The organism is Acidobacteriota bacterium (genome assembly GCA_035529075.1).
Taxonomy (GTDB): domain Bacteria; phylum Zixibacteria; class MSB-5A5; order GN15; family FEB-12; genus DATKXK01.
Genome location: DATKXK010000015.1, coordinates 20,567 through 33,841, shown reverse-complemented (window position 1 = coordinate 33,841; position 13,275 = coordinate 20,567). Strand labels below are relative to the sequence as shown.

Genomic DNA, 13,275 nt, shown 5'->3' with positions numbered 1-13,275 from the left:
ATCCGGAACACCTGAATTCAGTCGTCATCGAGGCGGAACCAGGCTGTATTTTTTCATACGATACACGAGGATATGGCGCGGCACCTTCAACATCTCGGCGGCGCGTGTCTTGTTCCAGCCGGCTTTCTCCAGGGCCCTCAGGATCAACCGTTTCTCGGCCTCGGCAAAGGAGAGGTCTCGCTCCGGCACACCGGCGTTTGTGTCGTCATCCTGCGAGGGTTCAGCCCGGTACTCAGGCGGCAAATCGCCCACCCCCAACCTGTCAGAGTGGCGCAAGACCAACATCCGTTCGATCAGGTTTTCCAGTTCGCGGATGTTGCCCGGCCACTCACAGGTCGCCAGCATGTCGATCAGATCGTCGTCAACCTCAATCCGCGCCTCCGGGCTGAAGCGGCTGACAAAGGTTTGCACGAGAAGCGGAATATCCTCCGGCCGTTCTCGCAGGCTCGGCACCATGACCGGGATAACGTTGAGCCGATAGAACAGGTCCTCCCGGAACCGCCCGGACTTCACCCGCTCCTTCAGGTTGACGTTTGTCGCGGCGAGCAGGCGGACGTCTATCTCTATGCGTTTCTCGGCCCCGACCGGTTCAATAATCCGCTCCTGGACGGCCCGAAGCAGCTTGGCCTGCAGTTCGATGTTCAGTTCGCTGACTTCGTCAAGCAACAGCGTGCCGCCGTCGGCAAGCTCGAATTTCCCCTTCTTGTCCTTGATCGCCCCCGTAAATGCCCCCTTCACGTGCCCGAACAGTTCCGATTCAATCAGGTCCCTGGGGATGGCGGCACAATTCACGGCCACAAACGGTCCGTCGGAGCGAGGGCTCTTCCGGTGAATCATCCGTGCGATCACTTCCTTGCCGGAACCGGACGGTCCGCTTATAAGAACCGTGGCGTCGGCCGAGGCAATCTTGTCCACGAGCGCCTGAAGGTCCTTGAATGACTTCGACACCCCGACCACCACCGGCACGGACTTTCGCCCGGAGAGTTGTTCTTTAAGGGACCGGTTTTCATCCTCGAGTTGCCGGAACCTGACGGCCTTGTCAATAGCCACCAGTAACTGGTCGTCATCGAATGGTTTCGTCAGGTAATCAAACGCTCCCAGTTTCACAGCCTTGACGGCTTGAGACACCTCGGCGTACGCGGTCATGAGAATGACCTCCAGTTGTGGTTGAAGTGCCCGCGCTTTTTCAAGCAACTCGATGCCGCTCAGCCCGGGCATGCGCATGTCCGACAGCAGCAGTACGTACGGTTTCCGGCCAAGCGCTTCCAACGCCCGCTCACCGTCGGGCACCGAGGTGACCTGGAACCCGTGCTCTTCGAGCTTGAACTGCAGAACCCGCCTCAGGGCGGCATCATCATCGGCAAGCAATATCCGTACTGACATTATTTACTCCCGAAGCAGGGGCAACCTGACGACAAATTCCGTCCCGCTGGACGGTTCGCTGGTTACGCTGATACTTCCGTTGTGGCTTTCCACAATGGAGCGTGCCACGGCCAGGCCAAGCCCGCTTCCGCTCGATTTCGTCGTGTAGAAAGGCTCGAAAATCCGGCCTTGATCTTCCTCGGAAATCCCGCGACCGAAATCCGTCACTGACAACCGCGCGCTCTTTGCGCCCTCCCGGACAAGCCCGATTTCTATATTACTGCCCTGCCCGGACGCCTCGAGGGCGTTTAGCAGCAGGTTCAGGACGACCTGGTGTATCTTCTCCCTGTCCGCGGTGACGACAATGCCGTCGGCGACGTCGCTTCTGAGTCTCACCCCTGCGCTCGCGGCTTGGTTCTCAAACTGCCTGATAGTGGTTTTCAGTGTCTCCGTGAGGTCAGTCCGTTCGAGCCTGGCCTGTTTCGGTCGTCCGAAGGCCAGGAACTCGCTGATGGTGCCGTCGATTCGCCTGACTTCGCTGCCTATAATACGACCGAACTCCTCCTTGTCCTGCCGCGAGGCGGATTCACCCGTAAGTATCTCCACGGCGCCTTTTATCGAAGCCAGGGGGTTCTTTATCTCGTGCGCTACCCCGGCTGCCATCCGGCCGATGATCGATAGCTGGTGAGAACGCTCCAGTTGACGTTGCGTTTCCTGCTGCCTTCGACGAAGCGCAAACTCTCTGTCGACCAGGCCGCCGGCCAACACCGCAATAGCGAAATAGAACACTATCTCAACGAGTTCTCCCGACAATTCACCGTGGTACGACCCGCTGACCAGATAGGGAACGACAAGCAGCGAGATAGCGGCTGCCGTAATCACTCCGCCGCGCAACCCGAACCAGGATGCGGCGACCACAATGGGTATGTAGCAGAACCGGCCGTGCAGCGCATGAACCCAGCCGGAGTGCCCGAACACGTGTTCGAGAATCCAGCCGTAGTGGATGGCCAGCGTAAGGGCCACGCTCGCTGCCACTACCGACAGCTTTACATACAGGGCTCTCATCACTTCAGCGTCCTTCTCTGTCCATCATTATATAGGCTCTCAAATCTTGATTTTTCAATAATATTCTTCATCGAAATCCCGCATACCTGACAATATTCTCCAACAAGGTCGGGGCGGCAAAGTTCCGAAAAACCATAACCCATTCGCAAACAGAGGCTTATCGCGGAATTCGGAGTTTGGCACGCGGTTTGACTTACAAACGGAAGAACATCTGCGGCCCGGCAGCAAACAGCACGGGCAGAGGTGACCAAAATACTGTGAAACTGATAAAGACATTCCTGATCGCAGGCGCACTCGCCGGCCTCCATGCTGTGTCCACCGCGTACGGGCAGCAGCCGGGGGACCGTGACGCAGGACAGATCGACCACGAGCTTGCGCGAGCGGAGTCCGAGTATGACTTCCCGGCTGAGAAACCGGCTCTTGACGACTACCTAGCCCACGCCGCCCTGTTCAGCCCTGCGCTGAAGGCTGCTTTTCATGGCTGGAAGGCCGAGCTGGCAAAGGTTTCGATAGCCAAGGCGCTTCCGGAACCCACGTTCACATATGCCTATTTCGTGGAAAATGTCGAGACGAGAGTGGGTCCGCAGAGGCACAGGTTCTCGGTGCATCAGTCCTTCCCGTGGTTCGGCACTCTCGGGAAAAAGGGCGACATGGCAAGCGAGGCTGCCAATGCGGCCTACCAGCGCTACCAGGCCGAGAAGTTGAGTCTGTTCTACCGGGTCAGGAGCGCATACTACGACTACTACTATCTCGGTGCGCAGATCGAGATTGCGCGCAGGAACATGGAGCTATTGAGCTTCTGGGAAGAGGTAGCACGGACGAGATATTCCAGCGCAGTGCAGCCGCATGCCGACCTGGTCAAAGTCCAGGTGGAGCTTGGCACGCTGGAAGACCGCCTGCGCGGCCTGGAACAGCAACTCGTACCGGCCGCGGCACGGCTGAAAGCGGCGGTCAACCTTCCCGACAGCGTGTCGCCCCCGGTGCCGGACTCCATCCCGGCTCGCACCCCCGACCTGACAGCCCAAGCGCTTGTTGAAATGGCCCGGGCGCATAATCCCGACCTGAAGGCGATTGACCATGTCATAAACAGCCAAAGGGCGGCCGTCAGCCTGGCCGGCAGATCTTCCCTGCCGCGGTTCACCATTGGCGCGGATTACATCGAGACCGGGGAGGCTTCCGACCCAACGATGGCCGGCAGCGGCAAGGATGCCTGGACGGTGTCGGTCGGTATCAGCCTGCCCATCTGGTTCGGAAAGAACAAAGCCGCGAAAAGTGAGGCCGTTGCCCGCCTGCACGAGGCTGAGCAACTCAGGGAAAGCAGGCGTGACGAGCTTGACGCCCGCGTCGAACTGGTCAGGTTCTTTTACGAAGACGCCGGCCGGCGTCTGAGCCTGTACCGTGACGGGCTCGTTGCCAAGGCCGAGGAGTCGATGAACGTTGCGTTCGCGGCTTACCGGGCCGGCACGGCGTCCTTCCTGCAGGTCATTGATGCTCAGCGAGTCCTGCTCGAACTGCGGCTTCAGACTCAGCAGGCGGCCGTCGAGCACGCACGCCGCCTGGCCGAACTTGAGATGCTGACCGGCCAGGACCTTCACTCAGCCCAAGAAAAAAACAAAGAATAACAACAGTACGACGAAAGGAAACCGTTATGCGAAAGACTATGACACTTGCCACCATCATTGCCGTGACGCTGTTCACGGCCGTCGGCATCAACGCCCAGGCCGACACGACCGAAACAACGTTGAAAAACCAGAGCCGCTGTCCGGTTATGGGGGGCGCGATCGACTCGACCGTTTTCACCGACATCCAGGGCCAGCGTGTATACCATTGCTGCCCGGGATGCTCCAAGGCGTTGAAAGCCGACCCGGACAAGTACTTCAAGAAAGCCGCCGCCGAAGGCATCATGTTTGAGAATATCCAGGCAACCTGCCCGGTGACGGGAGAGATCCTTCAGAACAAAAAGGTGCAGGCTCACCACGAGGGCCGTCACCTGTACTTCTGTTCGGAGCAGTGCGTCGACAAGTTCCAGAAGGACCCGGGACAGTACCTGGGCTCGATGGACAGACCGGCGGATAACAAGAACGAAGGTCACGGCAAACACCGCACAGGGACCAGCGACTGACCGCGCCGGAGGAAAGAGGTAAACAATGGCGGTGAAATCACATTCTGAGGGCAGGTCACGGCGCGGCCTGGCGGTCCGCAGAGGACGCGGCCTGGTCGCCCTGGCGGCCGTAATCACCCTGGCCTTCCTGGCCGGTTACATACTCAGCGGCCCCGGTCCCGAGCCGGGGCCGCCGGCCGGCCACGATCACGGGAGCGTTGACGAGTCATCCGTGTGGACGTGCTCCATGCACCCGCAGATAAAACTGCCCGAGCCGGGCAAGTGCCCGATCTGTTTCATGGATCTGATCCCGGTTGAAAGCAGCGGTGTCGAGGAGACTGGAAATCGGCAGCTCAAGATGACGGCTGCCGCCAGGGAACTGGCCGCCATTGCCACCACACCGGTGCGCCGAGGCATAGCCCGACATAGCGTCCGGGTTTCGGGCAACGTCACCTACGACGAAGGGAGACTCGCGCATATAACCGCCTGGGTCCCGGGCCGCCTGGATCGTCTCTATGCGGATCGCACCGGTATCACCGTTCGAAAGGGTGATCATCTGGCCGAGATCTATTCTCCCGATCTTCTCGCGGCTCAGCAGGAATTGATCCAGGTGCATCGTGCCACGGGCCAACTGCAGAACAGCGCCAATAGCGCCCTCCGCACGACCGCCGCGGCCACCCTGGAAGCCGCGCGGGAGAAACTCAGGCTTTTGGGACTGACCGGTGACCAGATATCCCGGATCGAACAGTCGCAAACCGCCTCCGATCACGTCACAATCCATGCGCCGGCAGGCGGGGTGGTGGTCCGGAAGGACGCTCGTGAGGGCCAGTACGTGCAAACGGGCGCGAGGATCTACACGATCGCCGACCTGTCGAAGGTGTGGGTTGTGCTTGACGTGCACGAGTCCGATCTCACCTGGGTCCGGTACGGACAGACGGTGGAGTTTACCGTGCTTTCGCTGCCGGGCGAACGTTTCAGCGGCACGGTGACCTTCATAGACCCGCTCGTTGACAGCGACACGCGGACCGTAAAGGTGCGCGTAGTGGTCGACAACAGCGCCTTCAAGCTCAAGCCGAACATGTTCGTCAGCGGCACCATCCGGCCGCGGCTCGATGAATACGGCAACGTCCTTGCCGACGACCTTCACGGCAAATGGATCAGCCCGATGCACCCTGAGATCGTCAAGGACGGCCCGGGCACGTGTGACATTTGCGGCATGCCGCTGGTTCCGGCCGAATCGCTCGGCTTTGTTCCGCCGGAGAACGATACGGAACCACCGTTGCTCATCCCCGTTACCGCCCCGCTGCTTACGGGCACCCGGGCAGTCGTTTACGTGCAGGTCTCGGACGCAGACGGCTTCATCTTTGAAGGCCGTGAGGTCGAACTCGGTCCGAGAGCGGGTGATTACTTTGTCGTCAAGTCCGGACTGGCCGAGGGCGAGTCCGTGGTGACCAACGGGTCCTTCAAGATAGACAGCGAACTGCAGCTTCAGGGCCGCGTAAGCATGATGAACCCGGCCGGAGCCACGCCGCGCGGCCATCATGGCGACATCCATGCGCTCACGCCGGTTTACAACGCTTACTTTGCGGTCCAGGAAGCACTGGCGGCCGACGACCTGAGCGCGACCCTCGACGCCATGACCGCGCTGGCAGAAGCGGCAGACACGGTGAACACGGCAGGGTTCGAGAAAAGCGCGCACGTAACTTGGAAGGCTCTTGCCGCCCGGATACGGCAGACAGCGGCAACGGAGGGAGAATCCCGCGACCTGGCGGCTGCGCGCGCGAGGTTCGAGCAACTGTCCAGCGCGATGATAGATCTTCAAGAGGCGTTTGGCCATGCCGACGACCGCCCCTACTACCTGACATACTGCCCGATGGCGTTCGACAACACGGGGGCGCATTGGCTGCAGACGTCCAATACCGTCAATAACTCGTATTTCGGCGCGGCCATGCTTCGTTGCGGCACCATCAAGAAAGAGCTGCCGCCGGTGAAGTCTCAAGGGGAATAGCACATGCTGCGGGACACGGACTCAAATGCGGACGGCAATCGCACCCTGACCGGACGGTTGATACGATACTGCCTTGACAACAAGCTGATCGTCCTGTTCGGCCTGGTTATCCTGATCGGCTGGGGCATGCTGGTCGCCCCGTTCGACTGGAACCTGGGCGGGATTGCCAGATACCCGGTTCCGGTGGACGCCATTCCGGATATCGGCGAAAACCAGCAGATCGTCTTTACGGAATGGCCCGGGCGGTCGCCGCAGGACGTTGAAGACCAGATCACCTATCCCCTGACCGTGTCGCTCATGGGTATACCCGGCGTCAGGACGGTGCGAAGCCACTCCTTCTTCGGGTTCTCGTCCATCTACGTAATTTTCAGGGACGATGTTGAGTTCTACTGGTCCCGTTCCCGTATCCTCGAAAAGCTGAGTGCGCTTCCGCCGGGAACGCTTCCCGACGAGGTGCAACCGGCGCTCGGGCCGGACGCCACGGCCCTGGGGCAGGTTTTCTGGTACACCCTCGAAGGGCGCGACGAGCACGGCAGCCCGGCCGGCGGCTGGGACCTGCACGAACTGCGCTCGATCCAGGACTGGACCGTCAGGTATGCGCTGCAATCCGCGGGCGGCGTAGCCGAAGTCGCCTCCATAGGCGGACACGTGCAGGAGTATCAGATCGACGTCAACCCCGACGTCCTCAAGACCTACGGGATCACTCTGTCCGAGGTGTTCCAGGCCGTCAAAAACTCGAACGTCGACGTCGGCGCCCGATCGATGGAGATGAACAGGGTCGAATACGTCATCCGGGGCCTGGGGTCGATCAAGAGTGTGGCGGACATCGAGAACACCGTGGTGCGGGTCCGCAACAACGTTCCGCTGCTGGTCAGGGACGTGGCCCACGTAAGCCTCGGCCCGGCTGCCCGTCGCGGCGTGCTCGACAAGGGCGGCGCCGAGGCCGTCGGTGGCGTGGTCGTGGTCCGCCACGGGGAGAATCCCCTGGCCGCTATCAAGAACGTCAAAGAAAAAATCCAGGAGATATCCCCCGGCCTGCCGCAGAAGGAGCTGCCCGACGGGACCGTCTCGAAATTGACAATCGTTCCGTTTTATGACCGCACCGGCCTGATTCACGAGACCCTCCACACGCTCAACACGGCGCTCGTGGATGAGATTCTGGTGACCATTATAGTCGTTGTCTTCATGCTGATGCACCTCAGGTCGTCCCTGCTCGTCTCCGGGTTGTTGCCGCTGACCGTACTTACGGTGTTCATCGCCATGAAGCTGTTCGGCGTCGACGCCAACATCGTGGCCCTCTCCGGAATCGCCATCGCCATCGGTACCATCGTCGATGTCGGCATAGTCGTCTCGGAAAACATCCTGCGCCGCCTTGACGGGGCCGCTCCCACCGAGAACCGGAGAGACGTCATCCTGCAGGCGTCCTCCGAGGTGGGCGGTGCCGTTCTGACGGCAATTGCCACCACCGTCGTCTCGTTCCTGCCGGTATTCACAATGACGGGACCTGAGGGCAAGCTTTTCACGCCGCTCGCCTATACCAAAACGTTCGCCCTTATCGCCTCGGTGATCATCGGCCTCACGATCATCCCGCCGCTGGCTCACCTGCTGTTCAGACGCGGCGCGAAAGGTCGGAAGGCCTCGCGGCTGCTTCCCCTGGGGCTGACACTGGCCGGACTTACCATGCTGGTATGGTCCTTCTGGTGGACCGGGGCACTGCTGATCCTGGGCGCCGCATTTGTCCTTGTACGGAAGCGGTTGCCCAATTCCGTGAGCAGGCGCATCCCCGGACTTGCCAACTATTTCATAGTCACCGTCGTTGGGCTTCTGCTGGCGTCGCACTGGCGGCCGCTCGGCGTGCAGAACGGACTCGTGCTCAACTTCCTGTTTGTCGCCGTGCTGCTCGGAGGTATCCTGTACCTCTTTCATCTCCTGCAGAAGGCCTACGAACCGATCCTTCGCTGGTGCCTGAGCCACAAATGGCAGTTCCTGCTCTTGCCGATGTCGCTCGTGCTCTTCGGTGCCTCCATCTGGCTCGGGTTCGACCGGATATTCGGTTTCATGCCGGACTTCGTCCGGTCCACGGCGATTTACAGCCGCGTGAGCCATGCCCTGCCCGGACTGGGCAGGGAATTCATGCCTGATCTCGACGAAGGCTCATTCCTTTACATGCCGACGACCATGCCTCACGCCTCCATCGGTGAAGCGCTCGATGTTCTTCAATTGCAGGACAAGGCATTCTCGGCCGTCCCCGAGGTTGAATCGGTAGTCGGCAAACTGGGACGGATCGACAGTCCCCTGGACCCGGCTCCCATCTCGATGATCGAAACCGTGATCAACTACCGGCAGGAGTATCGAAGCGACGGCGACGGTCGGATACTCAAGTTCCGGTACGATGACAAGGCCGGACAGTTCGTGCGCGATTCGCTGGGTGAGCTGATTCCTGACGAGGACGGCAAGCCGTACCGGCAGTGGCGGGATCACATTCACTCGCCGGATGACATCTGGAAGGAACTGGTCAAGGCGGGCAAAATCACCGGCACGACGTCGGCACCGAAACTACAGCCGATTGCGGCCCGAATCGTCATGCTTCAGTCCGGCATGCGGGCGCCGATGGGCGTGAAGGTCAAGGGCCCGGATCTCCGGACAATCGAAGAGGTCAGCCTGCAGATCGAACGGCTGCTCAAGCAGGTGCCGTCGGTCGAACCGGCGACCGTCCTAGCCGACCGTATTGTCGGCAAGCCGTATCTCGAAATCAGGATTGACCGCGAGGCCATCGCCCGCTACGGGTTGTCGATCCGGCAGGTCCAGGACGTCATCGAGGTAGCCGTCGGAGGCAAGCGGCTGACCACCACCATCGAAGGGCGGCAGCGTTACCCCGTGCGGGTCCGCTATCCGCGAGAGCTGCGTACCAGCATCGAGGACCTCGGCCGCGTCTTCGTGGCCGCACCGAACGGTACCCAGATTCCGCTGATCGAACTGGCCAAGATAGAGTTCGTGCGCGGCCCCATGGTCATCAAGTCGGAGGACGCCTTCCTGACCGGCTACGTCATTTTTGATAAGAAAGCCGGTCACTCGGAAGTCAACGTCGTGGAAACCGCGCGCGCCTACCTGAACGATAAGATCCGAACCGGCGAACTGATTTTGCCCTCAGGGGCAAGCTTCACTTTCGCCGGCAGCTACGAGAACCAGGTGCGGGCGCAAAAGAAACTCAGCATCGTGCTCCCACTGGCCCTTGTTATCATCTTCATGATCCTGTACATGCAGTTCAGGAGTGTGTCGACCAGCCTGCTCGTCTTTACCGGCGTCTTCGTGGCCTGGTCGGGCGGGTTTCTCATGCTCTGGCTGTATGGACAGAACTGGTTTCTGGACGTCTCCATTTTCGGCATTGACCTTCGGGAATTGTTCCAGGTACGCCAATACAACCTGTCCGTGGCGGTGTGGGTGGGATTCCTGGCCCTGTTCGGGATTGCCACCGACGACGGAGTAATTATCGCGACCTATCTCAGGCAGGTCTTCCGCGCACAGAAACCATCCAGCGTCAGGGAGATTCGCGAGGCTACGGTACTGGCGGGCAAGCGCAGGATACGCCCGGCCCTGATGACCTCGGCCACGACTATCCTGGCCCTGCTGCCGGTGATAACCTCCACCGGCAAGGGAGCCGACATCATGGTGCCGATGGCCATCCCGTCGTTCGGCGGGATGACTGTGGTGCTCATCACGACCTTCGTGGTACCAACACTCTACAGCGCAGTCGCCGAGTACCGGCTCAAGAGACAGTCACACCCGGCTACTTCAGAAGCAACATCTTAAGCGACTGCACGAAGTCACCGGCCGTAATCCGGTATAGATATACCCCGCTGGCCACCCGATTGCCCGCGTCGTTCGTGCCCTGCCATGAGACGGCGTGATAACCGGCGGACCTGTCGCCGTCCACGAGCGTTCTTACCCTCTGCCCGGCGATGTTGTAAATCTCGAGCTTCACCCGGCAGGCGTGCGGCAGGCCGAACTTCACCGTAGTCACCGGGTTGAACGGATTCGGGTAGTTCGGCGACAGCGTGAACTGCTCCGGCAGACCGTCAGAGCCTGCCTCATCGACGGCCGTGTAGCCCCCGATAACGCACGGAACCATGCGACCGCCCTGTGTAGAAGCGTCAGCGCTGATCAAAGCCCCGTCACCGGAAAACCGGACGAGTACGCCGCCGTCGAAGTGTGAAGCATACAGATCGCTGATCGGCGGAGACATGAGCACGCGCGTTACTTCACCATCATACACGCTGATAAAGTCAAACCCTCTCACTCCGGGGCCGGGTACGATGTGCTCCTCACCCTCGAATACAAGGTGTACAGCTGCCAGCGTGTCACGTGTGTCGACAATGACCACTTTGGTTATCGGGTCCGGATTGAACGAGGCCGTATGCGGTGAGGGTTTGACGATGTGGTCCGGCACGACGTCACCGATGATGATGCGCAGCAATTGCACCAAGTCGGCCACCGAAAGAGGGGTGCCGTCACGGTTGATATCGGAGGCGTCGACCGAATAGTCAGCGAAGAGACCGAAGGCGTCCAGGCCGTTCTTGAAGTACTCCATGAACAGAACGGCATCGGCGATCTCGTATTGAATCCCGTTGCAGTTGATGTCACCCAGGATGTCCATATCGCAGCCAATGATGTCGACGCCCCCGCCGTAAAAGTCTATCAGCGAGTATGGTCCGGGGTACTCGACCCAGCCGCAGCCGGGCACCTCTCCCCCGTAGGTCGGGAAAGCGGTGTCGAGCGGGAGCAGGTACCCGTCCCAGTCAAACACCCTGCGGGATGCGAACGACCACAAACCGTCGGCACTGCTCAGCCGGTTGTCGCTGCACTGTGTCCAGAAGAACCGCACGGGGATAAACGCGTTTTCCCAGTTCCTGTCGTTGGTCACCATGAAGACCAGTTCGGCCAGCGTTACCGGCAGCCCGTCGACATATGGGGTCGGATCAGCGCACCCCGGGTGATGCGAGCCATTGTTGATTTCCGCAACGCCGACAACCTGAACCATACCGTTCGGGCAACCATCGCCGCAATTGTCAAAGGGGCCGTGCCGGTACGAGAAATACTCCCAACCGCAATCTTCGTAGATCTGACCGCTGTCAACCCGCTGAAGTGTCAGGGCCACGGAGTTGTAAGCTATCAGAAAGCTGAAACCGCCGAGCCCGTGGCCGGCGTCGATACTCTCGAGCGTTACATCGAGCGTGACGGGCATCCCCTGAATCACCCCGTGGCCGTAAGGACCGGCCTCGTGCTCAATCCTCACAACGTACGGGGCCGGCGGACCACCACCCTTTAGCGATATGCCGCCGTTGTAGAACTCCACCTGACGGTATCTCTCCCGATACCCCGGATACGACAGATAGCACACATCGGCGGCACCATCGTACCCGACGACCACGCTATCCTGAGTGATCGGGTAACCGAGCAGATCGTACACAACGCTGGAATAATAGGCGATTTGCCCGTTCGGCGAAAAGAGCAGGTTGCTCCGGCAGTCGGCCCAGAAAAAGCGAATCGGCGTTATTCCCACGTGCGGAGTCGCGGCGTCTCTTACCGCAAACTCGAGCGATGCAAACTCGGCCGGCAGCACCTCCGGCAGGTAGCACAGCGCGTGCGGGGGGTGGCCGCGACTCTCGGCCACACCGCGAATCCGGACGAGCCGCTCAGGAAAACCCGGATCGGACACGATCTGCTCGGAAAAACGGAAGTACTCCCAGGAACAGCCTTCGGTCTCGGAGAAAAAGGCCGGCCCGCCGGATGCCCCCAGGAAATCAAGCAGACGCGGGTTGTAACTGACCACCAGGTCAATCAGGCCAAACTCGACCGGGCTGGCGTTCATCAGAATAGCCACCTGGACTGTGTCCCCGACCGAGGCACCCAGACTGGTCTCAATCTGAAGCTGAACGGGACTGAGCGGGTAGGTGTCAAAGTACAGGCGGCAGCTTCGCACGTTCACGCCATCCGTGGCTTCCAGCGTCACGGTAAACGTCATGCCGCTGTCGGCGGACGCAGGCACGAACGTGAGCAGACCGGTGGCGGCGTCCAGAGTCAGCGTACCCTGCACCTCCGGCGTAACCTCAGATATCTTCAGAACGACCGGATCGCAGCCGTCGGGATCGTGCACGTTCAGGGGAAGCCTGAGGGTGTCATCCGGCAGCACCGTGAAATGAGCGCCGCAGAATGACTCGAAGCGCGGAGATTCGTTGCGTATGCGAACACCGAAGGTGCAGTTCTCGTCGCCGCTGGTCGTATCCTGACCTGCCGATGCCGCTATCTCAACGGTATTGATGAGGTACGGGTCGGCTTCCGCGGGATCGGGATGAAAAACCCACAAGCCGGTTTTCTCGTTTACCTGCCCCGGCCCGGAGACGAGATGGTAGCGTATGTTTCTGCCGTAATCGTCGCCGGAGGGATCAATCGCGACCACCTGGTAGACCAGGGAGTCGCAGTAGCCGCCCTCGACAAAAGGCGGACACCCGGTGAAGACGGGCGATTGGGAGAACACAGGTTGAGAAAGAGCAGCCAGAAGAGACAACGACGTGAAGAGGATTAACTTTTTCATTATGACAACCTTCAAGACGGAGTTATGTGCCAGACTCTACACTATACAACATTCTCCAAGTTTGTCAATGATTCTGTCGGTCGGGCCCGGTGAACGCCGCGCAACGGTTTGCCGTGTCGGCGGTTACAAGAAAGTCGTCCCGCTTTT

General features: G+C 60.2%; 7 protein-coding genes. 4 read left to right on the top strand and 3 right to left on the bottom strand.

Translation table 11 applies throughout. From position 1 onward, the window contains the following. Positions 1-24 precede the first annotated feature (24 nt). Both VMY05_09865 and VMY05_09860 read right to left on the bottom strand, forming a co-directional pair. Entirely contained in the window at positions 25-1,383 is a 1,359-nt protein-coding gene (locus tag VMY05_09865; GenBank protein HUV31381.1) for a sigma-54 dependent transcriptional regulator, read from the bottom strand. Positions 1,384-1,386: 3 nt separating this feature from the next. Continuing rightward, positions 1,387-2,427: an ATP-binding protein gene (locus VMY05_09860; protein HUV31380.1), complete on the bottom strand. Its 1,041-nt coding sequence runs from the start codon at positions 2,425-2,427 to the stop codon at positions 1,387-1,389. 257 nt (positions 2,428-2,684) lie between these two features. Between VMY05_09860 and VMY05_09855 the strand changes: the two genes are divergently transcribed. Genes VMY05_09855 through VMY05_09840 form a run of 4 tightly spaced genes read left to right on the top strand, consistent with a single transcriptional unit; the run spans position 2,685 to position 10,346 of the window. Next, the gene (locus tag VMY05_09855) at positions 2,685-4,049 is read left to right on the top strand and encodes a TolC family protein (GenBank protein ID HUV31379.1); all 1,365 of its coding nucleotides are present in this window, start codon (positions 2,685-2,687) and stop codon (positions 4,047-4,049) included. 26 nt (positions 4,050-4,075) lie between these two features. Next, positions 4,076-4,549 (top strand): YHS domain-containing protein, encoded by a 474-nt coding sequence (locus VMY05_09850; GenBank protein HUV31378.1) that lies wholly within the window; start codon positions 4,076-4,078, stop codon positions 4,547-4,549. 25 nt (positions 4,550-4,574) lie between these two features. After that, positions 4,575-6,536 carry an efflux RND transporter periplasmic adaptor subunit gene (locus VMY05_09845; protein HUV31377.1) on the top strand — a complete coding sequence of 654 codons (1,962 nt, stop codon included), beginning with the start codon at positions 4,575-4,577 and terminating at the stop codon, positions 6,534-6,536. A gap of 3 nt (positions 6,537-6,539) precedes the next feature. Continuing rightward, positions 6,540-10,346 (top strand): efflux RND transporter permease subunit, encoded by a 3,807-nt coding sequence (locus VMY05_09840; protein HUV31376.1) that lies wholly within the window; start codon positions 6,540-6,542, stop codon positions 10,344-10,346. On the opposite strand, the gene VMY05_09835 is transcribed toward VMY05_09840, so the two are convergent. Next, positions 10,324-13,128 carry a FlgD immunoglobulin-like domain containing protein gene (locus tag VMY05_09835; GenBank protein ID HUV31375.1) on the bottom strand — a complete coding sequence of 935 codons (2,805 nt, stop codon included), beginning with the start codon at positions 13,126-13,128 and terminating at the stop codon, positions 10,324-10,326. The genes VMY05_09840 and VMY05_09835 overlap by 23 nt on opposite strands. Positions 13,129-13,275: the final 147 nt, after the last annotated feature.

Bases quoted from the DNA above. Each gene is read 5' to 3' on its own strand.
- VMY05_09865 (HUV31381.1), bottom strand. From the start codon at position 1,383: ATGTCAGTACGGATATTGCTTGCCGATGATGATGCCGCCCTGAGGCGG.
- VMY05_09860 (HUV31380.1), bottom strand. From the start codon at position 2,427: ATGAGAGCCCTGTATGTAAAGCTGTCGGTAGTGGCAGCGAGCGTGGCC.
- VMY05_09850 (HUV31378.1), top strand. From the start codon at position 4,076: ATGCGAAAGACTATGACACTTGCCACCATCATTGCCGTGACGCTGTTC.
- VMY05_09845 (HUV31377.1), top strand. From the start codon at position 4,575: ATGGCGGTGAAATCACATTCTGAGGGCAGGTCACGGCGCGGCCTGGCG.
- VMY05_09840 (HUV31376.1), top strand. From the start codon at position 6,540: ATGCTGCGGGACACGGACTCAAATGCGGACGGCAATCGCACCCTGACC.
- VMY05_09835 (HUV31375.1), bottom strand. From the start codon at position 13,128: ATGAAAAAGTTAATCCTCTTCACGTCGTTGTCTCTTCTGGCTGCTCTT.